Source organism: Pseudomonas sp. BF-B-15 (assembly GCF_019946675.1).
In the GTDB taxonomy this organism is placed as follows: Bacteria; Pseudomonadota; Gammaproteobacteria; order Pseudomonadales; family Pseudomonadaceae; genus Aquipseudomonas; species Aquipseudomonas migulae.
Map to the genome: position 1 here is coordinate 32,644 of NZ_JAGYFZ010000010.1, position 22,347 is coordinate 54,990.

19 protein-coding genes and 1 riboswitch are annotated in these 22,347 nt (G+C 61.1%); of the genes, 13 read left to right on the forward strand and 6 right to left on the reverse strand.

Annotated features, from left to right (window positions below):
• Positions 1 to 9 precede the first annotated feature (9 nt).
• From KGA97_RS05300 to KGA97_RS05310, 3 genes are all read right to left on the reverse strand, one after another.
• Positions 10 to 822 (reverse strand): aldo/keto reductase, encoded by an 813-nt coding sequence (locus KGA97_RS05300; RefSeq protein ID WP_008040399.1) that lies wholly within the window; start codon positions 820 to 822, stop codon positions 10 to 12.
• The gene (locus KGA97_RS05305) at positions 819 to 1,994 is read right to left on the reverse strand and encodes an NAD(P)/FAD-dependent oxidoreductase (RefSeq protein ID WP_223480332.1); all 1,176 of its coding nucleotides are present in this window, start codon (positions 1,992 to 1,994) and stop codon (positions 819 to 821) included. The genes KGA97_RS05300 and KGA97_RS05305 overlap by 4 nt, the downstream gene beginning before the upstream one ends.
• Before the next feature lie 202 nt (positions 1,995 to 2,196).
• On the reverse strand, positions 2,197 to 2,529 hold the full coding sequence (locus tag KGA97_RS05310) for a DMT family transporter (protein WP_008027887.1): 333 nt from the start codon (positions 2,527 to 2,529) through the stop codon (positions 2,197 to 2,199).
• Between the two features lie 102 nt (positions 2,530 to 2,631).
• Between KGA97_RS05310 and KGA97_RS05315 the strand changes: the two genes are divergently transcribed.
• On the forward strand, positions 2,632 to 3,552 hold the full coding sequence (locus tag KGA97_RS05315; protein ID WP_008027889.1) for a LysR family transcriptional regulator: 921 nt from the start codon (positions 2,632 to 2,634) through the stop codon (positions 3,550 to 3,552).
• A complete protein-coding gene (waaA, locus tag KGA97_RS05320) occupies positions 3,545 to 4,822 on the forward strand; it encodes a lipid IV(A) 3-deoxy-D-manno-octulosonic acid transferase (protein ID WP_223480333.1) in 1,278 nt (425 codons plus the stop codon). Before KGA97_RS05315 ends, waaA begins: the two co-directional genes overlap by 8 nt.
• A gap of 56 nt (positions 4,823 to 4,878) precedes the next feature.
• On the opposite strand, the gene KGA97_RS05325 is transcribed toward waaA, so the two are convergent.
• A complete protein-coding gene (locus tag KGA97_RS05325; protein WP_008027893.1) occupies positions 4,879 to 6,318 on the reverse strand; it encodes a TolC family outer membrane protein in 1,440 nt (479 codons plus the stop codon).
• Positions 6,319 to 6,510: 192 nt separating this feature from the next.
• Positions 6,511 to 6,616: riboswitch (TPP riboswitch) on the forward strand.
• Positions 6,617 to 6,779: 163 nt separating this feature from the next.
• Here KGA97_RS05325 and thiC point away from each other — a divergent pair.
• Positions 6,780 to 8,669 (forward strand): phosphomethylpyrimidine synthase ThiC, encoded by a 1,890-nt coding sequence (gene thiC, locus KGA97_RS05330; protein WP_207284717.1) that lies wholly within the window; start codon positions 6,780 to 6,782, stop codon positions 8,667 to 8,669.
• 151 nt (positions 8,670 to 8,820) lie between these two features.
• Entirely contained in the window at positions 8,821 to 10,113 is a 1,293-nt protein-coding gene (cytX, locus tag KGA97_RS05335; protein ID WP_223480334.1) for a putative hydroxymethylpyrimidine transporter CytX, read from the forward strand.
• Here the strand turns inward: cytX and KGA97_RS05340 are convergent.
• A complete protein-coding gene (locus KGA97_RS05340; RefSeq protein WP_008040407.1) occupies positions 10,082 to 10,828 on the reverse strand; it encodes an RsiV family protein in 747 nt (248 codons plus the stop codon). The two genes, cytX and KGA97_RS05340, sit on opposite strands and share 32 nt — an antisense overlap.
• A gap of 229 nt (positions 10,829 to 11,057) precedes the next feature.
• Between KGA97_RS05340 and KGA97_RS05345 the strand changes: the two genes are divergently transcribed.
• The 9 genes from KGA97_RS05345 to KGA97_RS05385 all read left to right on the forward strand — a co-directional run bounded on the left by KGA97_RS05345 (position 11,058) and on the right by KGA97_RS05385 (position 20,460).
• On the forward strand, positions 11,058 to 11,675 hold the full coding sequence (locus tag KGA97_RS05345; protein WP_008027900.1) for an NUDIX domain-containing protein: 618 nt from the start codon (positions 11,058 to 11,060) through the stop codon (positions 11,673 to 11,675).
• Positions 11,666 to 12,118, forward strand: a complete 453-nt coding sequence (locus tag KGA97_RS05350; protein WP_008027902.1) for a DUF1249 domain-containing protein — start codon at positions 11,666 to 11,668, stop codon at positions 12,116 to 12,118. The genes KGA97_RS05345 and KGA97_RS05350 overlap by 10 nt, the downstream gene beginning before the upstream one ends.
• Before the next feature lie 107 nt (positions 12,119 to 12,225).
• Positions 12,226 to 13,041 carry a 3',5'-cyclic-AMP phosphodiesterase gene (gene cpdA, locus KGA97_RS05355; RefSeq protein ID WP_008040409.1) on the forward strand — a complete coding sequence of 272 codons (816 nt, stop codon included), beginning with the start codon at positions 12,226 to 12,228 and terminating at the stop codon, positions 13,039 to 13,041.
• 187 nt (positions 13,042 to 13,228) lie between these two features.
• A complete protein-coding gene (locus KGA97_RS05360) occupies positions 13,229 to 13,837 on the forward strand; it encodes a YqiA/YcfP family alpha/beta fold hydrolase (protein ID WP_008040411.1) in 609 nt (202 codons plus the stop codon).
• 42 nt (positions 13,838 to 13,879) lie between these two features.
• Positions 13,880 to 15,784, forward strand: a complete 1,905-nt coding sequence (gene parE / locus KGA97_RS05365; RefSeq protein ID WP_008027908.1) for a DNA topoisomerase IV subunit B — start codon at positions 13,880 to 13,882, stop codon at positions 15,782 to 15,784.
• The gene (locus tag KGA97_RS05370; RefSeq protein WP_008027910.1) at positions 15,784 to 16,773 is read left to right on the forward strand and encodes an esterase-like activity of phytase family protein; all 990 of its coding nucleotides are present in this window, start codon (positions 15,784 to 15,786) and stop codon (positions 16,771 to 16,773) included. The genes parE and KGA97_RS05370 overlap by 1 nt, the downstream gene beginning before the upstream one ends.
• A complete protein-coding gene (locus KGA97_RS05375; RefSeq protein WP_008027912.1) occupies positions 16,770 to 17,294 on the forward strand; it encodes a TIGR02281 family clan AA aspartic protease in 525 nt (174 codons plus the stop codon). The genes KGA97_RS05370 and KGA97_RS05375 overlap by 4 nt, the downstream gene beginning before the upstream one ends.
• Positions 17,295 to 17,301: 7 nt before the next feature.
• Positions 17,302 to 19,569, forward strand: coding sequence for a DNA topoisomerase IV subunit A (gene parC / locus KGA97_RS05380; RefSeq protein ID WP_008027914.1), 2,268 nt, complete (start codon positions 17,302 to 17,304; stop codon positions 19,567 to 19,569).
• Between the two features lie 177 nt (positions 19,570 to 19,746).
• On the forward strand, positions 19,747 to 20,460 hold the full coding sequence (locus tag KGA97_RS05385; protein ID WP_008027916.1) for a membrane integrity-associated transporter subunit PqiC: 714 nt from the start codon (positions 19,747 to 19,749) through the stop codon (positions 20,458 to 20,460).
• A 250-nt stretch (positions 20,461 to 20,710) separates the two neighbouring features.
• Here KGA97_RS05385 and KGA97_RS05390 read toward each other — a convergent pair whose 3' ends face one another.
• Complete coding sequence (locus tag KGA97_RS05390; protein ID WP_223451136.1) at positions 20,711 to 22,231, reverse strand: AhpA/YtjB family protein; 1,521 nt, start codon at positions 22,229 to 22,231, stop codon at positions 20,711 to 20,713.
• Positions 22,232 to 22,347 lie beyond the last annotated feature (116 nt).

The window sequence follows — 22,347 nt, forward strand, 5'->3', positions numbered from 1 at the left end:
GGGGCGGCATCAGTTGCTACGTAGGACCTGGGCAACGGTCGCGACGTTGTGGGCGAGGTGCAGCGGATTGATGGTCCCGACAATAGCACTGGCCACACCCGGATGTTCAAACAACAACTCGAAACTGGCGCGCACCGGATCCACGCCTGGACTCAGGCAGACGTGACCGCTGGCGAGGGCTTTTTTGACCAGGATGGCTTTGCCGTGATCAGCAGCATAGTCAATGACCGGCTTCTCGTTCCGTTCGTTCAGATTGTAGGTGACCATCGCGCAATCACCTTGTTCCAGAGCCTTCAAACCGCCTTCGACGGTTTTGCCGGAGAAACCATAGCCACGAATCTTGCCTTCGGCCTTGAGCGCGGCGAGGGTCGCGTAGACTTCGCTGTCGTTGAGGATCGCCAGGTCGTTGCCGTCGGAGTGCACCAGCACCAGATCGATAAAATCGGTTTCCAGGCGTTGCAGGCTGCGTTCCACCGAGAGCCGGGTATGCGCGGCGCTGAAATCGTGGCGGGACAGGCCGTCAGCAAACTCTTCGCCGACCTTGCTGACGATCACCCAGTCCTGGCGTTGACCGCGCAACAACGGGCCGAGTCGTTCTTCACTGCGGCCATAGGCCGGGGCGGTGTCGATCAGGTTGATGCCCAGGTCGCGCGTGAGTTTGAGCAGCATGCGCGCTTCGTCATCGTCGGGGATCTGGAAGCCGTTGGGGTATTTCACGCCTTGATCGCGACCGAGTTTGACGGTGCCCAAACCCAGGGGCGAAACCATCAGGCCGGTGCTGCCCAGCGGGCGATGCAAGTCGTGCAGGGTCGGTTGGCTCATGGCAGCAGTTGCTCCCAGGCCGGGACGCCCATCGGCGGCTTCGGCAACTCGGGCAGCGGCGCGGGATGGCTTGGCTGGATGCCGTCGCGTTGCAATGAGCTGATGACACGGTCGGCAAAGTCCGGCGCCAGCGCCAGTTTGGTCGGCCAGCCGACCAGCAAACGGCCTTCTTCGGCAAGGAAGGCGTTGTCCGGTCGCGTCAGGCCCGATTGCAGCGGTTCGGCGCGGTCCACGCGCAAGGTCGCCCATTGCGCGGTGCTCAAGTCGATCCATGGCAGCAATTGGCCGAGTTCTTTTTGCGCGGTGGCGATTTGCTCGGCCGGTTCGCGGGCAACCCCTTCGGCCTCGGCGATATCGCCACCCAGGTACCAGACCCATTGGCCATCGGCGGCCGGATGGGTGGTCACGGTGATGCGCGGCTTGGTGCCGCCACCCAGGCAGTGGGCGTACAGCGGTTTGAGGCTGGGCCCTTTGGCGATGATCATGTGCAGCGGTCGACGTTGCATGGCGGGCTTGGTCAGCCCCAGGGCTTCGAGTAGCGCTGCCGTCCCGGCACCGGCGCTCAAGATGATGCGTTGGGCGCGGATTTCACGCTCGTCGACTTTCAGGCCGACCAGAACGCCAGCGTCCAGCAACGGCTCGATCGTCTTCCCGGCGAGCAAGCCGTCACCGGCCAGGTCGGCGAGGCGCTGAATCAGGCTTGGCACGTCGATCACCAGTTCTGCCAGGCGATAGACCTTGCCCTTGAAACGTTTGTCTTGCAGGGCTGGCGGCAGTTGATCGCCCTTGACCTGATCGACACGGCCGCGCACGGCTTTGCTGGCGAAGAAGCTGGTGAGGTTGCCGGCGATTGTGCCGGGGGACCAGAGGTAATGGGCTTCGGACAACAGGCGCACACCGGACAAATCCAGTTCACCGTCACCGGCCAGGGCTTCACGCCAGCGGCGCGGCATGTCGGCGATGGCTTCCGAGGCGCCGGTCAGGGCGCCATGCAGCGCGTATTTGGCGCCGCCGTGGATGATGCCTTGGGACTTCAGGCTCTGCCCGCCACCGAGGGTGGCGCTTTCCACCAACACGGTCGAAAAACCCTGGCGGCGCAGGCGCGCGTTCAGCCAGAGGCCGGCGACACCAGCGCCGACAATCAAAACGTCGGTGGAAATAACGGATGGCATGCAGCGACCTCAGTGTTCAAGACGAGGGCGCAGTATACAGACTCGAAGAATGGAGGTTTTGCTGGCAATCAATCCATAGCCAGACACAAATCCTGTGGGAGTGAGCCTGCTCGCGATGAGGGCGGTACATTCAACAGAGATGTTGGCTGACATACCGCAATCGCGAGCAGGCTCGCTCCTACAATGGATCGTGTTTCAGGTCTTAGTGCCCGGCGGTTTTGGAGAAGAGCTGGATAACCACAACGCCGAGCACGATGAGCGCCATCCCCAGCATCGCCGGCACATCGAGCTTCTGCCCGTAGATAAACAGCGCCGCGACGCTGACCATCACGATCCCCATGCCGGCCCACACCGCGTACGCCACACCCACCGGCACGCTGCGCACCACCAGCGTCAGCATCCAGAAGGCAATGCCATAACCGACGATCACCAGAATCAGCGGCAGCGGTGTGCTGAAGCCTTTGACCGCTTTCATCGAAACAGTGGCGATCACTTCGGCGCAGATGGCGATGGCCAGGTAGTAGTAAGCGGTCATGGGTGCATCCTCGTGTGAAGTGTTGCTTTATGAGGTCGGCATTTTAGAGGTTGCTCAGATGGGGTAAAGTCATTACCTATCTGTGCGGGAGATGGGTTGGCCATGAACATTCAATGGAATCTGGAGCAATTGCGTTTGTTCGTCAGCGTTGCCGAGCAGCGATCGTTTTCCGCTGTGGCGCGGGACCAGCGCAAGGCGCAGTCGGCGGTCAGCAGTTCGATAGCGCTGTTGGAAGAAGACCTGGGTGTGAGCCTGTTCGACCGCAGCAGCGGCCGGCAGCCGAAACTCACTGAGGCCGGCAATGCGTTGCTGGATGAGGCGCGGGAAGTGCTGCGTCAATGCGAGCGCCTGAATGGCCGGGCGCTGGCGATGACGCGCGGGCAGGAAGCTCGCCTGCGCGTGGCTCAGGATGAGGCGATGCCGTATCAGCCGATCATTGAAAGTTTCGAAGCCCTGGCGAAACAGTTTCCCAGCCTTGAAGTGCAATTGACCAGTGCTGCCCAGGGCGATGTGGCGCGCAAACTGGTGGAGCGTCGGGCCGATCTCGGTTTGTTGTTTTATCACGATCAGATTCCCGAGGCGCTCGAACGGCGAGTGCTGGGCAGCGTCGAAATGGTCACGGTGTGCGGCGTCGGGCATCCATTGGCAACGCAGGCTCCGGTCGATTGTCAGCAACTGGCGCAGCATCGGCAGTTGCTGATGTCGACCCAGTCCAGTGTGTATCCCGGCAGCGAGCCGGCCAGCCCGCAGGTCTGGCGGGCCGACAGTTTCTACGTGATGGCCGAATGGCTGGTGCGAGGCCTCGGCTGGGCCTGGCTGCCACGGCACGTGGTGCAGTATCCGGCGTATCAGGGGTTGATGGTCGAACTGGCCAGCGAATGGACGCCGCCGGCGCTGGTGGTGGAGCTGGTCTGGCGCCGGGATGAACCGCTCGGCCCGGCGGCCCGTTGGCTGGCGGAACGTTTTGCCGTGCACTTGCAGGCGATCGGCGAAAAAACCGATAAACTCCGCCGCCATGAATAGAACTCTCTACACCGCGCTGTTTTACCTGGGGCTGCCACTGGTAGCGATTCGGCTGTGGCTGCGCTCGCGCAAGGCACCGGCGTATGCCAAACGCATCGGCGAGCGTTTCTCGCTCGGGCTGCCGGCGATGAAGCCCGGCGGCATCTGGGTGCACGCGGTGTCCGTGGGCGAAAGCATTGCCGCAGCGCCGATGATTCGCGCATTGCTGCAACGTTATCCCGCACTGCCGATCACCGTGACCTGCATGACGCCGACGGGCTCCGAACGCATCCATGCCTTGTTCGCCAACGAGCCGCGCATTCAGCACTGCTATTTGCCTTACGACTTGCCATGCGCGGCGGCGCGGTTTCTTGACCGGGTCCGGCCAACACTGGCGGTGATCATGGAAACCGAGCTCTGGCCCAACCACATTCATCAATGCGCCAAACGCGGGATTCCTGTGGCGCTGGCCAACGCACGACTGTCCGAGCGTTCCGCCAAAGGCTATGGCCGCTTCGGTAAATTGACTCAGCCGATGCTCGCCGAAATGAGCCTGTTCGCCGTGCAGACCGAAGCCGAGGCCCAGCGCTTCCGCGATTTGGGCGCCCGTGCGGAAACGGTTGAAGTGACCGGTTCGATCAAGTTCGACCTGACCATCGACCCGCAACTGCTCCAGCGTGCCACCGAGTTGCGTGGGCAATGGCGGGCGCAGGAGCGTCCGGTGTGGATCGCCGCCAGTACTCACGACGGTGAAGATGAAGTGGTGTTGGCGGCGCATCGTCAACTGCTCGACAGTCATCCTGATACGTTGCTGATTCTGGTGCCGCGCCATCCGGAGCGTTTCAACGCGGTGTTCGAGCTTTGCAAGCAACAAGGTTTCGCCACAGTACGTCGTTCCTCCGGGGAGCCGGTCGCCGCCGATACGTCGGTGTTGCTCGGCGACACCATGGGCGAGTTGCTGTTTTTGTATGCCCTGGCCGACAGCGCTTTTGTCGGCGGCAGTCTGGTGCCGAACGGTGGCCATAACTTGCTGGAACCCGCCGCGCTGGCGAAACCGGTGCTCAGTGGGCCGCACCTGTTCAACTTCCTCGAAATCGCCGCGCAGTTGCGCAGCGCCGGGGCGTTGCAGGAAGTGGAAGATGCCGAGGGGCTGGCGCTGGCGGTGCAGCGGCTGTTCGAATTGCCGCGCGATGCGCAGCGAATGGCAGACGCGGGGCTGAAAGTGATGCGCACCAATCAGGGCGCGTTGCAGCGGTTGCTGGATGGGTTGGATCGATTGATCAATCGCTGACCTGTAGGAGCCAGCTTGCTGGCGATGGCGTCCTCAGAACCGCCATCACCCGCCCATTATTGCCCCGGTTTTGCCTTTAACTGCTCAGCCGCAGCCTTGGCCAAGTCCGGTGGCAGGAAGTCCTTGTCCGGGTTGTAGTCAGCCTTGAGATAGCGTTTGAGGTCCTGCAAATCCCCCGGGTTCAACGTGCCGGCGGCCTGCTTCAGGCGCAGGTTGTCGAGGATGTAGTCGTAGCGGGTGTTGTTGTAATTGCGCACCGAGGTGTACAGCTGACGCTGCGCGTCGAGCACATCGACGATGTTGCGCGTGCCCACCTGATAACCGATTTCGGTCGCTTCCACCGCGCTCTGGTTGGAGATGATCGACTGCTTGCGCGCCTGCACCTGCTCGACATCGGTGTTCACCGCGCGATGCAGGTTGCGGGTGTTTTCCACCACCTGCCGACGCAGGCCTTCACGCTGTTGTTCGGTCTGATCCAGGCGCGAGTACGACTCGCGAACCTGCGAACTGGTCAGCCCGCCGCTGTAGATCGGGATGTTCAATTGCAGCGCCAGCGTGCGTTGCTCGACGGGGCCACCATACGGCTGGCCGAAGCCGTTCGGGTTGCTGAAGCCCAAGGCATCGTTGTCGCCTTTCTCATACTTGGCCACCGCATCCACCGTTGGTGCGTGGCCGGCCTTGCGCTGCTTCAGGGTTTCTTCGGCGGCGCTGACCGCGTAGTTGCTGGCCAGCAGATTCAGGTTCTGTTTGGCGGCGGTGTCGACCCAGGCCTTGGCGTCGTTCGGCGCCGGCGGCAGGATCGGCAAGGTGTGGACGATGCCCTGAATCGAGTTGTACTGACGGTTGGTCAGGGTGATCAACGCTTCAAACGCATCATCCACCTGACGCTGCGCAACGATCCGGTTGGCCCGTGCGGTGTCGTAACTGGCTTGCGATTGCAGCACGTCGGTCTTGTCCGACAGGCCGACATCGAAGCGTTCGTTGGACTGGTCGAGCTGACGCTTGAATGCCGCTTCTTCAGCCTTGGTCGAGGCCAGGTTGTCCTGGCTGCGCAGCACGTTGAAGTAGTCCTCGGCGGTTTGCAGGATCAGGTTCTGCTCGGTCGCCGAGAGTTGCAGGGCGGCTTGCTCATTGACGTCCTTGGCGGCCTGGTACTGGAACCAGCGATCGGCACGAAACAAAGGCTGAGCCAGCGTTGCCTGATAGGAATTGGCGCTACGGTTGGCAACGGACGACGGTTGATCGATATCGGTGCGCACGTTGGCCAACTGGGCGCCACCGGAAATATTCGGCAGCAAGCCGGCGCGCGCCTGGGGCACGACTTCTTTCTGCGCGCCGTATTGGGCGCGGGCGGCGGCCAGGTCGGCGTTGTTGTCCACCGCTTCCTGGTAGACGCTGACCAGATCGGTCTTGGTCGATAAGGGCGCTTCTGCTGCCCAGGCCATTCCATTGGAAGCACAAGACACGGCAAGGGCCAGTGAGAGTTTGCGCAGCATGAGGCCATCCCTAAAAATTACACTGATAATTTGAGCGCCAAAGGTACGGCGCAGCCCACTCAGCGTCAATGCGCGACATGGCCGTTGCGAGTGTAGTTGCGCATACGTGCGGCAACAATCGTCTGATTGCGCCATTCATCATGGTGTTTACTGCGGTGTTGGCGTTCTTTGTCAGTTGTGTCTAGACTGGCCGGGTTCTTGTCGGGGTGCCTTGCTATGAGGCTGAGATCGAATAATTTCGGATCCCGTTGAACCTGATCAGGTTAGCGCCTGCGTAGGGAACAAGATTTCTCGTCACCCGGCGAGTCCTCTTGTGCTTCGTCCGGGATGTTGTTCGACAATCGAACACCCCTCGAGCACTGAGCACAGCACTGCTGGTTTTCCCAGCGCCCGTGCGTCCATTCGATTACAGGTTCGCTCCGACAAAAATCCACTGCCTGGATGTGTTCGGAGAGCCCGTGATGACGATAAAACCAAAAAACATAACGAACCTGAGTGACTCGGCCCAAGTCGATCAACAATCGGTTCAACCGTTTACCCGCTCGCAAAAAATCTACGTTCAGGGCTCCCGCCCGGACATCCTCGTGCCGATGCGCGAAATCAGCCTTGATGTGACCCCGACCGACTTCGGCGGTGAGATCAACGCGCCGGTTGTCGTGTACGACACCTCGGGTCCGTACACCGACCCCAACGTGATCATCGACGTGCGCAAAGGCCTGGCCGACATCCGCTCGCCGTGGATCGAAGCCCGTGGCGACACCGAGCGTCTGCCCGGCCTCAGCTCGAACTTCGGCAAGGAACGCCTCGCCGATCCGGAGCTGACCAAGCTGCGATTCGCTCACGTGAACAACCCGCGCCGCGCCAAGGCCGGTGGCAACGTCACGCAAATGCACTACGCGCGTCAGGGCATCATCACGCCCGAGATGGAATTCGTCGCCATCCGCGAAAACATGAAGCTTGAAGTCGCCCGTGCCGCTGGCCTGCTGGATCAGCAACACGCCGGCCACAGCTTTGGCGCCAGCGTGCCGAAAATCATCACCCCCGAATTCGTTCGTGACGAGATCGCCCGCGGTCGCGCGATCATCCCGGCCAACATCAACCACACCGAACTGGAACCGATGATCATCGGCCGTAACTTCCTGGTGAAGATCAACGGCAACATCGGCAACAGCGCACTGGGTTCGTCCATCGAAGAAGAAGTGGCGAAACTGACCTGGGGCATTCGCTGGGGCGCGGACAACATCATGGACTTGTCCACCGGCAAGCACATTCATGAAACCCGCGAGTGGATCATCCGCAACTCGCCAGTGCCGATCGGCACTGTGCCGATTTATCAGGCGCTGGAAAAAGTCGGCGGCGCTGCCGAAGACCTGACCTGGGAGCTGTTCCGCGACACGCTGATCGAACAGGCCGAACAGGGCGTCGATTACTTCACCATCCACGCCGGCGTGCTGCTGCGCTACGTGCCGCTGACCGCCAAACGTGTGACCGGCATCGTTTCCCGTGGCGGTTCGATCATGGCCAAGTGGTGCCTGGCGCACCACAAAGAAAACTTCGCCTACACGCATTTCGAAGAGATCTGCGAAATCATGAAGGCCTACGACGTCAGCTTCTCGCTGGGCGACGGCCTGCGTCCGGGCTCGATTGCCGACGCCAACGACGCCGCGCAATTCGGTGAGCTGGAAACCCTCGGCGAGCTGACCAAGATCGCGTGGAAGCACGACGTGCAAACCATGATCGAAGGCCCGGGCCACGTGCCGATGCAGTTGATCAAAGAGAACATGGACAAGCAGCTCGAGTGCTGCGACGAGGCGCCGTTCTACACCCTCGGCCCGCTGACCACTGACATCGCGCCAGGCTACGACCACATCACCTCGGGTATCGGTGCGGCGATGATCGGCTGGTTCGGTTGCGCGATGCTCTGCTACGTGACGCCGAAGGAACACTTGGGCCTGCCAAACAAGGATGACGTGAAGACCGGGATCATCACCTACAAGATCGCCGCACATGCCGCCGATCTGGCGAAGGGACATCCGGGCGCGCAGATTCGCGACAATGCCTTGAGCAAGGCGCGATTCGAATTCCGTTGGGAAGACCAGTTCAACCTGGGCCTCGATCCGGACACCGCACGTTCGTATCACGATGAGACGTTGCCGAAGGATTCGGCCAAGGTCGCGCATTTCTGTTCGATGTGCGGGCCGAAATTCTGCTCGATGAAAATCACCCAGGAAGTCCGCGAATACGCGGCCAACCAGCGGATCGAAACCGTCGACGCCGAAGTCGCCCGGGGATTGGCTGAACAGGCTGAGCGGTTCAAGCAGGAAGGCAGTCAGCTGTACAAGAAGGTTTGATCTGACCTGAAAGGGTGGGGCCTGCACAGGCCCCATCGCCAGCAGGCTGGCTCCCACATTGGATCTGTGGCGTTCACATGTCCCCTGTGGGAGCCAGCCTGCTGGCGATAGCGATCCACACGACAACAAATGTTCCTCTGAGATAACACCCTTGAGCATTCAATCCAGCACTTATTCACCCGACATCGCGGTGCCGACCGACAAACGTGTCTTCGGCGGCCGTGATCTGTTTTCCCTGTGGTTCTCCCTCGGCATCGGCCTGATGGTTTTGCAGACCGGCGCATTGCTCGCGCCAGGTCTTGGCCTGTCCGGTTCGCTGCTGGCGATCTTCCTTGGCACGCTGGTCGGCGTTCTGCTGCTGGCCGCTGTCGGCGTGATCGGCAGTGACACCGGCCTGTCGTCGATGGCCGCGCTCAAACTCAGCCTCGGTGCGAAAGGCGCGAGCCTGCCAGCGGTGCTGAACCTGCTGCAACTGATCGGTTGGGGCTCGTTCGAAATCATCGTCATGCGCGACGCTGCCAGCCTGCTCGGCGCGCGTGCGTTCAGCGAAGGCAGTCTGTTCTCCAGTCCGCTGCTCTGGACGTTGTTCTTCGGTGCCTTGGCGACCTTGCTGGCCGTCAGCGGTCCGTTGACCTTCGTGCGCCAGATCCTGCGCAAATGGGGCATCTGGCTGCTGCTGGCCGCGTGCATTTGGCTGACCTGGAACCTGTTCGCCAAAGCCGATCTGGCGGCGTTGTGGGCGCAGGCCGGGGACGGTTCGATGCCGTTCGCCGTGGGCTTCGACATTGCCATCGCGATGCCGCTGTCGTGGCTGCCGCTGATCGCTGACTACTCGCGTTTCGGCAAGCGTGCGAAAAACGTGTTCGGCGGGACGGCGATTGGTTTCTTTATCGGCAATTTCTGGCTGATGAGCCTGGGCGTGGCTTACACCCTGGCGTTCGCGCCGAGCGGTGAAGTGAATGCCTTGCTGTTGGCGCTGGCCGGTGCCGGCCTGGGGATTCCGCTGCTGCTGATTCTGCTCGATGAGTCGGAAAACGCCTTTGCCGACATTCACTCGGCGGCCGTTTCCAGCGGGATTTTGCTGCGCTTGAAAGTCGAACACCTGGCGTTGGCCATCGGTGTGGTCTGCACCCTGATCGCCTTGTTGGCGCCATTGGCCCAGTACCAGAACTTCCTGCTGTTGATCGGTTCGGTGTTTGCGCCGCTGTTCGGCGTGGTGCTGGTGGATCACTTCATCCTGCGTAAACGCAGTGCTCAAGTGGCGTCAGCCGCATTGCGCTGGCCGGCGCTGCTCGCCTGGCTGGGCGGGGTCAGCACCTATCACTTGCTGGCCAATCTGTATCCGGACATCGGCGCAACCCTGCCGTCGTTGATTCTGGCAGGGCTGCTGCAACTCGTGCTGGGTCGGGCCTTCAGTTACGGCCGGGAAACAGCTCGGGCTTGATGATGCCGTTCAGGCGAGGGTAGGGGATCTTCAGTTCGACGTGGCCCAGCGCGTAAGGCGCGATGGTGCTCACGTCGTACTTGAGGATCACCCCGCCGTAGGTCAGCGCTATGTTCTGGGTTTTCTGGAACGGCCAGCTCTTCACGAACTCCGGTTCCTGATCGAGCTTGGTGCTGATCAACCAGCTGTTGTGCGCAACCTGCGCCGCTTTCCAGAACGCCTCTTCCTGACCTGGCACCAACATGTCGGACAAGGTCAGCACTTTATGCTGCTGGCGCGAATAGTTGATGAAGCTGCGGCCCGGCGTGCCATGTGCACCGCCGGTGTCCAGGTAGCTGGAAAATTCGACGATCACCAAGCCGTCATGCTGCTCACGTACTTTGGCTTGCAAGTAGCTGCTGTAGCGCGGGCCGGCGGTGCGCAAAAACTCATCGCGATAGGCCGCCAGCGTCGGTGCCACCGGGGCATCGGGCGAGGTGCGGGTCATTTGCAGCAGACGTTTTTCGACAATGCCGTCCAACTGCGGCTCGGCGGGGAAGCGCAGCGTATCGATGTTCACCAGCGGGCAGTCAGGTGTCGTGCAACCCGGTTTCAGCTGTTCGGATGCATCGCGGGTAGTCTCCAGCGGCGCCCGGTAGTTGGGCTGGAACAGGCTTTGGCAAGCGCCCAGGGTCAGGGCGATTGCGGCCACGGAGGCGATTTTAAAAAGCGACATGGGCGTCCTTCGTAAAACAGGGAAAGGCAAAAAGTTATCCGCTTCGACTCTCAACGAAGCAGTCAGTTCGCCACTAAGCTAATTAGAGTTGGTTTCGCCCTCACCGTCTATCCCGCTGACTGGAAAGGGGCTGCATCAAACGGCGCGGGCGCGTTAGGATGGCGCGAAGTCGAGGTTGCAAGTAACCAAAAGGAGCCTCGGATCGGACTAGCAGTAAACGAGGATTGTCATGACTGATTTTGCCAACGCCATTCCGACCGCCGTTGATATCGTTCGGCGCGAAAAGTGCTACGAGGGCTTTTACAAGCTCGATCGCGTGCACTTGCGCCACGAGTTGTTCGCCGGTGGCATGAGCCGCGAAATCAATCGTGAAGTGTTTGTTCGCCACGATGCGGTCTGCGTGTTGCCCTACGACCCGCAGCGCGATGAAGTGGTGTTGATCGAGCAGTTTCGCGTCGGCGCCATGGGCAAGACCGACAATCCCTGGCTGATTGAACTGGTCGCTGGTCTGATCGACAAGGATGAAGTGCCGGAAGAAGTTGCTCACCGCGAAGCGCAGGAGGAAGCTGGGCTTGTATTCGGGGCGCTCTGGCCGATGACCAAGTATTTTCCATCGCCGGGTGGCAGCAATGAATTCGTGCATTTGTTCCTGGGGCGTTGCGAGACAACCGGGGTCGGCGGCCTGCATGGGCTGGAGGAAGAAGCTGAAGATATCCGCGTCACGGTCTGGGCGTTCGAGGATGCCCTGCAAGCCGTACGCGACGGACGAATTGCCAACGCGGCCAGCATCATTGCCTTGCAATGGTTAGCTTTGAACCGCGCTGAAGTGAGGGGGTTATGGTCGTAAACAAGTTGCGCGATCGCTACCGGGTGGACCTCGTGGGGCTGCAAGCCTCTTGCGAGGCCAACTACGCGCGCCTGATGCGACTGCTGCCGGACATGCGCAACGAGCCGGCGGCGCGGCGCATTGCCGTGACCCACGGCGAGCAGATGCTCGGCGTGCTGGCCCTTGAAGTGCTGCAGGTCTGTCCATACACCACGACCCTGCAAGTGCGTCAGGAACACAGCCTGCCGTGGCTGCCGGTGCCGCAACTGGAAGTGCAGGTCTATCACGACGCCTGCATGGCCGAAGTGGTCAGCGCCGAACATGCGCGACGCTTTCGCGGGATCTATCCTTACCCGAACGCCTCGATGCACCAGCCGGACGAAAAGGCGCAGCTGAACATGTTCCTGGGTGAATGGCTGAGCCATTGCCTGGCGTGTGGGCACGAATACGCCGTTGTGCGTTGAGCTCGCTAGATGTGAACTGCGTCAGCTTCTCGGATTTCCTCTTTCGTTCGTCCCCCAGCATAATCGCGGCATTCCACTTATCCCGTGTTTAGCCCTGGGAGACCGCCTTGCCGAGCGTATCCACTTTGACCCCCGCCGATTCGGCGTTGCTGGTGCAACTGTCCGACAGCCATCTGTTTGCCGAAGCGGACGGCACGTTGCTGGGCATGAATACGCGCGACAGCCTGCAAAAGGTCATCGAGCTGGTCAGGCAGCAACAGCCGCAGATCGATCTGATCATTGCCAGCGGCGATCTTTCTCAGGACGGGACGCTGGAGTCGTATCAGCAGTTTCGCGACCTGACCCGGCAACTCGATGCGCCGGCGCGCTGGATTCCCGGCAATCACGACGAACCGCAGATCATGGCCGCAGCCGCCGTGCACAGCGCGCTGCTGGAACCAGTGGTGGATGTCGGCAACTGGCGCGTCACGTTGCTCGACTCGGCGGTGCCGGGGTCGGTGCCGGGGTATTTGCAGGATGAACAATTGCAGTTGCTGGCGCGCTCGCTGAGCGAGGCGCCGGAGCGCCATCATCTGGTGTGCTTCCACCATCATCCGGTGTCGATCGGGTGTGCGTGGATGGAGCCGATCGGGTTGCGCAATCCCGAAGCACTGTTTGCTGTGCTGGACCGGTTCCCGCAAGTACGTGCGGTGCTTTGGGGGCACGTGCATCAGGAAATCGATCAAGTGCGTAACGACGTGCGCCTGATTGCCTCGCCCTCGACCTGCATTCAGTTCGAGCCGGGCAGTGAGGATTTCAAGGTCGGCGAGCAGGCGCCAGGGTATCGGTGGTTGCGGCTGTTGCCCGATGGTCGGCTCGAAACCGGCGTAGAGCGCGTGACCGGGTTCGACTTTCAGGTCGATTACGGTTCCAACGGCTACTGAATATCTGCGGTGCTGCCATCGCCAGCAGGCTGGCTCCCACAATGAATTCGCGTCGTGCACAAATCCCTGTGGGAGCCAGCCTGCTGGCGATGGCGTCCGCTCAGACGACATGAATTCCACGGATATCCCCGATTCCCCCGACACCCTGTAAACTCCGCCTTCTTTACCCGACGCACAGGGAGTTCAAATGTCCGGTTCGATCCTTTATATCCACGGTTTCAACAGTGCGCCTTCGTCAAAAAAGGCCACTCAGTTGATCGAAGTGATGGAGCGTCTGGGCTTGAGCGATCACCTGCGCGTTCCGGCCCTGCATCACCATCCACGCGAGGCCATCGGTCAGCTCGAACAGGCAATTTCGGAGCTTGGCCGGCCACTGCTGGTCGGCAGCTCACTCGGCGGCTACTATGCGACTCACCTGGCCGAGCGCCATGGCTTGAAAGCCCTGTTGATCAACCCCGCCGTCAGTCCGCACCGGATGTTCGACGGGTATCTGGGGACGCAGAAAAACCTGTATACCGATGAGGCCTGGGAATTGACCCACGACCATGTGACGGCCCTGGCCGAGCTGGAAGTGCCGGCGCCCCAGGACCCGCAGCGGTATCAGGTGTGGTTGCAGACGGGCGACGAAACGCTGGATTATCGCCTCGCCCAGCAGTATTACCGGGCCTGTGCCTTGCGCATCCAGGCCGGCGGCGACCATAGTTTCCAGGGTTTTGCCGGGCAATTGCCGGCAATGCTGAGTTTTGCCGGCATCGGCGCAGATTTGTATCAGGCGATTGATTTCACTGCACTGTGAGTCATCGCCTCTATTTAATAGAACATTTGACGACGAGACCCCATGGCCACTCCCAGCGCTAGCTCTTATAACGCAGACGCCATCGAAGTCCTCTCGGGCCTCGACCCGGTGCGCAAACGCCCCGGCATGTACACCGACACCAGTCGGCCGAACCACCTCGCCCAGGAAGTCATCGACAACAGCGTCGACGAAGCCTTGGCCGGGCATGCGACGTCGGTGCAGGTCATCCTGCACGCCGATCACTCCCTGGAAGTCAGCGATGACGGCCGTGGCATGCCGGTGGACATTCACCCGGAAGAGGGTGTGTCGGGCGTCGAACTGATCCTCACCAAGCTTCATGCGGGCGGCAAGTTTTCCAACAAGAACTACCAGTTCTCCGGCGGTTTGCACGGGGTGGGTATTTCGGTGGTCAACGCCTTGTCGACCGAAGTCCGGGTGCGCGTGAAGCGCGACGGCAACGAATACCAGATGACCTTCGCCGACGGTTACAAGAAGACCGAGCTGGAAGTGGTCGGCACCGTTGGCAAGCGCAACACCGGCACCAGCGTGTTCTTCGCGCCAGACCCGAAGTACTTCGACTCACCGAAATTCTCCATCAGCCGCCTCAAGCACGTGCTCAAGGCCAAGGCCGTTCTGTGCCCGGGGCTGCTGGTCAGTTTTGAAGACAAGGCCACCGGCGAGAAAGTCGAATGGCATTATGAAGACGGCCTGCGCTCCTACCTGGTGGACGCGGTCAGCGAATTCGAGCGCCTGCCGGACGAGCCGTTCTGCGGCAGCCTGGCCGGTAACAAAGAAGCGGTCGACTGGGCGCTGCTGTGGTTGCCGGAAGGTGGCGACAGCGTGCAGGAAAGCTACGTCAACCTGATCCCGACGGCCCAGGGCGGTACGCACGTCAACGGTTTGCGTCAGGGCTTGCTTGATGCCATGCGCGAGTTCTGCGAATTCCGCAGCCTGCTGCCACGCGGCGTGAAGCTGGCGCCGGAAGACGTCTGGGAACGCATCGCCTTCGTCCTGTCGATGAAAATGCAGGAGCCGCAATTCTCCGGCCAGACCAAAGAGCGTCTGTCGTCCCGCGAAGCGGCGGCGTTCGTGTCCGGTGTGGTCAAGGATGCGTTCAGCCTGTGGCTCAACGCTCACCCGGAAACCGGCATGCTCCTGGCGGAGCTGGCGATCAACAACGCCGGCCGTCGTCTGAAGGCCAGCAAGAAGGTCGAGCGCAAGCGCATCACCCAAGGCCCGGCACTGCCAGGCAAGCTCGCCGACTGCGCCGGGCAGGACCCGATGCGTTCCGAACTGTTCCTGGTGGAAGGTGACTCCGCCGGTGGTTCCGCCAAGCAAGCGCGGGACAAAGAGTTTCAAGCGATCCTGCCGTTGCGCGGCAAGATCCTGAACACCTGGGAAGTCGACGGCAGCGAAGTACTGGCCAGCCAGGAAGTGCACAACATTGCCGTGGCCATCGGTGTCGATCCGGGCGCGGCGGACATGAGCCAGCTGCGTTACGGCAAGATCTGCATCCTCGCCGACGCCGACTCCGACGGTCTGCACATCGCCACGTTGCTGTGTGCGCTGTTCGTCCAGCATTTCCGCCCGTTGGTGGATGCCGGTCACGTCTACGTCGCGATGCCGCCGCTGTACCGAATCGATTTGGGCAAAGAAATTTACTACGCCCTCGACGAAGCTGAGCGTGACGGCATTCTCGATCGTCTGGTGGCCGAGAAGAAACGCGGCAAACCACAGGTCACCCGATTCAAAGGTCTGGGTGAAATGAACCCGCCGCAACTGCGCGAAACCACCATGGACCCGAACACCCGGCGTCTGGTGCAACTGACCCTGGAAGATTTCGAAGCGACTTCGGAAATGATGGACATGTTGCTGGCGAAGAAACGCGCCGGTGATCGTAAATCCTGGCTGGAATCCAAAGGCAACCTGGCCGAGGTTCTTGGCTGATGCGGGTTGGCTTTGCCCTGGCGTGTGCGTTACTTCTGACCTCGGCTTCGGCGTTTGCCGAGCCGGCACCGGAGTTGCGCCTGTTGTCCGAGCATCCCGTGGAGGGCATGCGCGGCGGCAACCTGTCGGGGCTGGCCCAGTGTGGCAAGAATCTGTGGGCCGTTTCCGATCGCGACGACGATCAGATCTACCGACTCGAAACCGGCGACACGGTCTGGCAGGCTGAAACCGTGCGCATCGGTGTGCCGCCGGTGCCGGACAGCGATTTGCCCTGGGGTTTGCGTTCGCGAACCTGGGTGGCGTCGTTCGCGCGCGGCGGGGACCTGGATTTTGAAGGCATCACCTGCGACAGCGCCGGCAATCGCTACATCGTCAGCGAGTCCCATGCGGCGATTCTGCAAGTGCCGCCCGTTGGGCCGACGTCCTGGCTGAAGATTTCGCCGATGCTGGTTCGCGAGGCGCGGGCCAGCGGTATGTTGTTGCACTTCAATGCATTGTTCGAGGGCCTGGCGATCAATCCGGAGGGCGACCAGTTATGGTTGGCTGCCGAGCGTGAGCGCCGAGGACTGCTGTTGATCAAGCGCCAGCAAACGGTCTGGGATTGCGACGGCGGCTGCGTGTTGCTGAGCGAAGCCGGGATGGAAATGCAGCCGGCGAAATTTCCCAAGGCCAGAGCGGTGTCACGGGATTTTGCCGATCTGTCGTTGTTCAACGGCAAGCTGTTCACCCTTGAGCGCAACGCGTTCGAGATTTGCCGCCGTGACGCGGTGACGGCCAAGGTCGAGCGTTGCTGGTCGTTTGCCGACGAGGCATTGCAGGAGAACCGTCGTTATCCACAGGGCTATGGCCTGACGGAAGCGCTGATCGTCGACGCCGATGGCGCCTGGGTCGGCATTGATAACAACGACGGTGCCCGTGCTGATGGCGAGTATCGCCCGGTCGTCTGGCGCTTTGCCGCGCCGGAAGGTGGCTGGAGTGCCAAGCCATGACGCCGCAAACACCTGGAAAACGCGCCGGTCGGGTGTTCATGGTGCTGGCCTGGTGCGCAGCGTTATTTCTGGCGACACGGTTTTTCGGCCAATGGGAGGAGCGTCAACAAAATCCCAACGTCGTCGTCAGCTCGGAACAGGGCGAAGGTTTTATCGAAGTGAAACTGGCCAGCAACACCCAGGGGCACTTCGTCGCCAGCGGCCAGATCAACGGCCAGTCGGTGGATTTCATGCTGGATACCGGGGCGACCGATGTGGCGATCCCGGCAGAAATGGCCGAACGGCTAAAACTTGAACAAGGCTTCGGGGTGACCCTGAGCACCGCCAACGGTCGCACCGAGGGTTATCGAACCCGTGTCGACCGGCTGCAACTGGGCGACATTGTGCTGCGTGATGTGCGCGCCATCGTCGTGCCAGGCCTGGATGGCAAGCAAGTGCTGCTCGGTATGAGCGCGCTGAACAAACTTGAATTTACCCAGCGCGGTGGCACCATGCTGCTGCGCCAGACAACGAACCGATGAGGCCCGCATGAGCGACTCCCTTGATCTCAGCCTGGACGGTGTAGAGCGCCGGTCACTGGCTGACTTCACCGAAAATGCCTACCTCAACTACTCCATGTACGTGATCATGGACCGTGCCTTGCCGCATATCGGCGACGGCCTGAAACCGGTACAGCGCCGCATCGTCTACGCGATGAGCGAGTTGGGGCTGGACGCCGATTCCAAGCACAAGAAATCGGCGCGTACCGTCGGTGACGTGCTCGGTAAATTCCACCCGCACGGCGATTCGGCCTGCTACGAAGCCATGGTCCTGATGGCCCAGCCGTTCAGCTACCGCTACACGCTGGTCGACGGCCAGGGTAACTGGGGTGCGCCGGATGATCCCAAGTCCTTCGCCGCCATGCGATACACCGAAGCGCGGTTGTCGCGTTATTCCGAAGTGCTGCTCAGCGAACTGGGCCAGGGCACTGCGGACTGGGGCCCGAACTTCGACGGCACACTCGACGAGCCATTGGTGTTGCCGGCACGTTTGCCGAACATCCTGCTCAACGGCACCACCGGCATTGCCGTGGGCATGGCCACCGACGTTCCGCCGCACAACCTGCGCGAAGTCGCGACTGCCTGCGTGCGTTTGCTCGATGAGCCAAAAGCCACGGTCGAACAGCTCTGCGAACACATTCAGGGTCCGGATTACCCGACCGAAGCGGAAATCATCACGCCGCGCGCCGACCTGCTGAAAATGTACGAAACCGGCAAGGGCTCGGTGCGCATGCGCGCCGTGTACCACATCGAAGACGGCGACATCATCGTCACCGCGCTGCCGCATCAGGTGTCTGGCGCCAAGGTGCTGGAACAGATCGCGGCCATGATGCAGGCCAAACCGTCCAAGGCCCCGCAGATCGCTGACCTGCGCGACGAATCCGACCACGAGAACCCGTGCCGGATCGTGATCATTCCGGGCGCACGGAAAAACTTCGACCACGACGCGCTGATGCAGCACCTGTTCGCCAGCACCGAGCTGGAGTCGAGCTACCGGGTCAACATCAACATCATCGGCCTGGATGGCAAGCCGCAGCTGAAGAACCTGCGTGCGTTGCTGGTTGAATGGCTGGAGTTCCGCGTTCAAACCGTGCGTCGTCGTCTGCAATTCCGCCTCGACAAGGTTGAGCGTCGCCTGCACCTGTTGGACGGTTTGTTGATTGCCTACCTCAACCTGGATGAAGTGATTCACATCATCCGCACCGAGGAGCATCCGAAAGCCGCCCTGATCGCGCGTTTCGCCCTGAGCGAAATCCAGGCCGAGTACATTCTCGACACCCGTTTGCGTCAGTTGGCGCGACTGGAAGAAATGAAGCTGCGCTCCGAGCAGGATGAACTGCTCAAGGAACAAGCCAAGCTGCAAGCCCTGCTGGGCAGCGAAGCCAAGCTGAAAAAGCTGGTGCGCACCGAGCTGATCAAGGACGCCGAAACTTACGGCGACGACCGTCGTTCGCCAATCGTCGAGCGCGCCGAGGCCAAGGCCTTGACCGAGCACGATCTGCTGCCGAACGAGAAAGTGTCCGTAGTGCTATCGGAAAAAGGCTGGGTCCGCTCCGCCAAAGGGCACGAAATTGACGCCACCGGGCTTTCCTACAAGGCAGGGGACGGTTTCAAGGCCTTGGCGGCCGGACGTTCCAACCAGTTTGCGGTGTTCATCGACTCCACCGGTCGCAGCTATTCGGTGGCCTCGCACACCTTGCCTTCGGCCCGTGGCCAGGGCGAACCATTGACCGGTCGTCTGACGCCGCCGCCAGGTGCGACATTTGAATGCGTGCTGATGCCGGAAGACGATTCGCTGTACGTGATAGCCTCCGATGCCGGTTACGGTTTCGTGGTCAAGGGCGAAGACTTCCAGGCGAAGAACAAGGCGGGCAAGGCGCTGCTGAGCCTGCCGAACAACTCGAAGGTCATTCTGCCGCGCCCGGTTGCGGATCGTGAGAACAACTGGCTGGCGTCGGTGACCACCGAAGGTCGCTTGCTGATCTTCAAAATCAGCGATCTGCCACAATTAGGTAAGGGCAAAGGCAACAAGATCATCGGGATCTCCGGTGAGCGTGTGGCCAGTCGCGAAGAATATGTCACGGACATCGCTGTGCTGCCGGATGGAGCCACCTTGGTGCTGCAGGCCGGAAAGCGTACCTTGTCACTGAAAGCGGACGACCTCGAACACTACAAAGGTGAGCGTGGACGTCGTGGTAACAAACTTCCACGGGGCTTCCAGAGGGTAGATGCGCTGCTCGTCGAAAACCTCAATTAACCGCGCTAGAGCGCTCGATCTACGATTTAACGCGTAGATCGACGCTTTGCCGCTGGAGTCGGAACGCATATTCACGGATGATATGGCCTTTCCAAGCGCCGGCGTGGCCGAGCGTTCTTCATATTTATTGAGTATTTTCACTGTGGTGTGCCTTGTGGCAACCACCTGGATGGGACGATGACTGCTCTGCGCCTTCCTTTTATTTTGATGCTCGCTGGCGTTCTTGGCCTGGCGGGTTGCAGCGTTCACCAACCGGTGTCGCTGTATCAGCTGGACAGCGGAAGTCCGGCTCAGCCTGCGCAAAGCGCGGGCATGGCGGTATTGCTCGGCCCGGTAACGGTTGCCGATTACCTGCAGCGTGAAACGTTGCTGCAGCGTCAGCCGGATGGCAGCCTTCAGGCCTCGACCGATGGTCGTTGGGCCGGCAGCCTTTCTTCCGACATCGATCAACTGTTGCTGCGTCAGGTAGCGGGTCATCTGGACAGTCAACGTGTGGTGCTGGCGCCGGCGAGCGTGGGTTTCACGCCGGATGTTCAGGTACTGCTGACCATCACGCGCCTGGACTCGGGTGAGTCGCAACCGGCGATCCTCGATGCTCAATGGCGTTTGATCGACCGTCGCGGGCAGGTTCGCGATAACCGCATCGTTCATCTGCAAGAACAGCACGCGGGCGGTACAGCGGCGCAGGTTCAGGCTCAGGGTGTGTTGCTGCAGAAACTCGCCGAACAGCTGTCGATCGCGCTCAAGCCATTGGCCAATCAGCCACCGATTGCAGAAGCGCCAAAAAAACCGGCGGCCAAGCCTGTGGCTCCGGCGACAGAGCAAGAGAAACAGCCGAAGATCCCGATGGCTGCACCGATCCGTACGGATATGGAAGTGTTCAGGTTCTAAGGCCTGGATAGATTTCAAACAGAGCCCGCAGAGATGCGGGCTTTGTTGTTTCTGCAGATTGGAAATCCTCGGTGCTGCTGACGGCCCCATCGCTGGCAAGCCAGCTCCTACAGGTTCCGCGTCGTGCATACATTATGCGGGCAACACGATTTCTGTAGGAGCTGGCTTGCCGGCGATGACGGCGGAACAGGCAACAAAAAACCCGCAGACAATCACTTGTCTGCGGGTTTTTTTACTGCGGGGCTAAGGCTTACGCCCGACGCTCATGCATCCGCGCCAACTGTCGCTCCAGCATCGACGGATAAGGCTCCATCAACCGCTCCACGCAGCACGCACCCTCAGGGCTGGCAATCGGGCGGATTCGCGCGCGCTGGCGAATCAGCGCGTCGTCACTGATCTTGCGCTCCACCAGCAGCAGATTGCGGCTGTGTTGCGACAGGGCCAGGGCGTCCTGGGCGGTTTCGGTCAGCAACAGGTCGATCTGGCTCAGACCGAACAGCTCATCACCCAAGGTCACGCCCAGCTGCAATTGCAGGGTGATGCCGCTGTCGGCGACTTCGATCTGCAACTGATGGCCCAGGGCTCGCAGCAACTCGCCGCAGCAGATGGCGTTGGTCAGGTAGTCGTCGCCGCTGTCCTCGGTGTGGAACACCATCAGCGTGCTGCCATCGTTCAGGCTGTGCAGTTCGCCCTCATAGAGCGAGGCCGCCTGATCGAGGCAATCGCGATAACGTTTGAGCAGTTCTTCCAGGCGCGCCCGTGGCAGGCGGCGCAATTGATCCTGGGCGCCCAGTTGCACGGCCAGCACTGCGCTGTGTTGCGGCACGTTCGATACTGGCGCTCTGACTACTGGTTTCGCGGCTGTCGATTCATCACGCAAATCGGCAAACGCATCGTCGTCATCTTCGTCTTCGACGGTGCTGACGATGTGCCGTGGTGCAGGTTTGAGGCTAGCGACAGGCTTGGTCTCGTCGAAACTCGGGTCGCGCAGGTTGCGCACTTCGAAGGACGGCTCGGCGTCATCGTCGTAATCGACGTCGTCGAACTCAGGTTCCGGTGCGGGCTCCGGCTCGGCCGGTTCCGGCGCGAAGTTGGCGTGCAGCTGGCGAGCCAGGTCGCCGATTTCATCCTGGCGGTCGGTGGCCGGGGTGTATTCGTCGATGTTGCGCAGCCACACGCGCAATTGCAGCAGCGGCGTGGAGATGTGCCGACCCAGGCGCAGGCTCAAGGCCAGGGACAGTGCCAACAGAATCGCACTCAAGATGCCCATGCTTTGCAGGCTGATGGTCATCGGTTGCTGGAACTGATCCATGTCCAGGCTGATGCGCAGTTGCCCGGCGGTCACGTCCTGGAAGGTGATCTTGCTCTGGTACATGCCCTCGGCTTCGCCCAGCAGGCCGTGCTTGGGGCGCTGACCGGCTTCGGCGAGGATGCGGTTATCCACGCTATAAATGGCGGCGTGGGCCACCAGCTTGTTCTTGGTCAGGTTGTTGAGCAGCACGTTGAGGCTGAGGATGTCGTTGGACACCAACAGCTCCGTGGCGGACGTGGCGGTCTGCGTGGTCAGGCTTTCGCCCAGCGCATCTGCCTGCTCGTGCATGGCCTGCTTGAACTGCAAACCCATCACGCAGGCGTAGATCACCAGGGCCAGAGCGACCAGGATCACGTTATGGCTGGCGATGCGCAATGCAATCGGTACACGGCGGTGGCGCAGTGCACGGAAGATCAGCAGAAAGAAGTTATCGGTTTTAACTGGCGTGGGCCGGTTCACTTGAGCTCGGCTCTTTTGTCCGTGAAGTTGACGCGCAGTATAGCGACAGGCCCTAGACCGGCAAAGCGCTCACGGTGCCCGATGGTCACTGAAAGTGGGTAGAATGCGGTTTTTTT

Coding starts and splice junctions, on each gene's coding strand:
- KGA97_RS05300 (WP_008040399.1), bottom strand. CDS start 822: ATGAGCCAACCGACCCTGCACGACTTGCATCGCCCGCTGGGCAGCACC.
- KGA97_RS05305 (WP_223480332.1), bottom strand. CDS start 1,994: ATGCCATCCGTTATTTCCACCGACGTTTTGATTGTCGGCGCTGGTGTC.
- KGA97_RS05310 (WP_008027887.1), bottom strand. CDS start 2,529: ATGACCGCTTACTACTACCTGGCCATCGCCATCTGCGCCGAAGTGATC.
- KGA97_RS05315 (WP_008027889.1), top strand. CDS start 2,632: ATGAACATTCAATGGAATCTGGAGCAATTGCGTTTGTTCGTCAGCGTT.
- waaA (WP_223480333.1), top strand. CDS start 3,545: ATGAATAGAACTCTCTACACCGCGCTGTTTTACCTGGGGCTGCCACTG.
- KGA97_RS05325 (WP_008027893.1), bottom strand. CDS start 6,318: ATGCTGCGCAAACTCTCACTGGCCCTTGCCGTGTCTTGTGCTTCCAAT.
- thiC (WP_207284717.1), top strand. CDS start 6,780: ATGACGATAAAACCAAAAAACATAACGAACCTGAGTGACTCGGCCCAA.
- KGA97_RS05340 (WP_008040407.1), bottom strand. CDS start 10,828: ATGTCGCTTTTTAAAATCGCCTCCGTGGCCGCAATCGCCCTGACCCTG.
- KGA97_RS05345 (WP_008027900.1), top strand. CDS start 11,058: ATGACTGATTTTGCCAACGCCATTCCGACCGCCGTTGATATCGTTCGG.
- KGA97_RS05350 (WP_008027902.1), top strand. CDS start 11,666: ATGGTCGTAAACAAGTTGCGCGATCGCTACCGGGTGGACCTCGTGGGG.
- KGA97_RS05360 (WP_008040411.1), top strand. CDS start 13,229: ATGTCCGGTTCGATCCTTTATATCCACGGTTTCAACAGTGCGCCTTCG.
- parE (WP_008027908.1), top strand. CDS start 13,880: ATGGCCACTCCCAGCGCTAGCTCTTATAACGCAGACGCCATCGAAGTC.
- KGA97_RS05370 (WP_008027910.1), top strand. CDS start 15,784: ATGCGGGTTGGCTTTGCCCTGGCGTGTGCGTTACTTCTGACCTCGGCT.
- KGA97_RS05375 (WP_008027912.1), top strand. CDS start 16,770: ATGACGCCGCAAACACCTGGAAAACGCGCCGGTCGGGTGTTCATGGTG.
- parC (WP_008027914.1), top strand. CDS start 17,302: ATGAGCGACTCCCTTGATCTCAGCCTGGACGGTGTAGAGCGCCGGTCA.
- KGA97_RS05385 (WP_008027916.1), top strand. CDS start 19,747: ATGACTGCTCTGCGCCTTCCTTTTATTTTGATGCTCGCTGGCGTTCTT.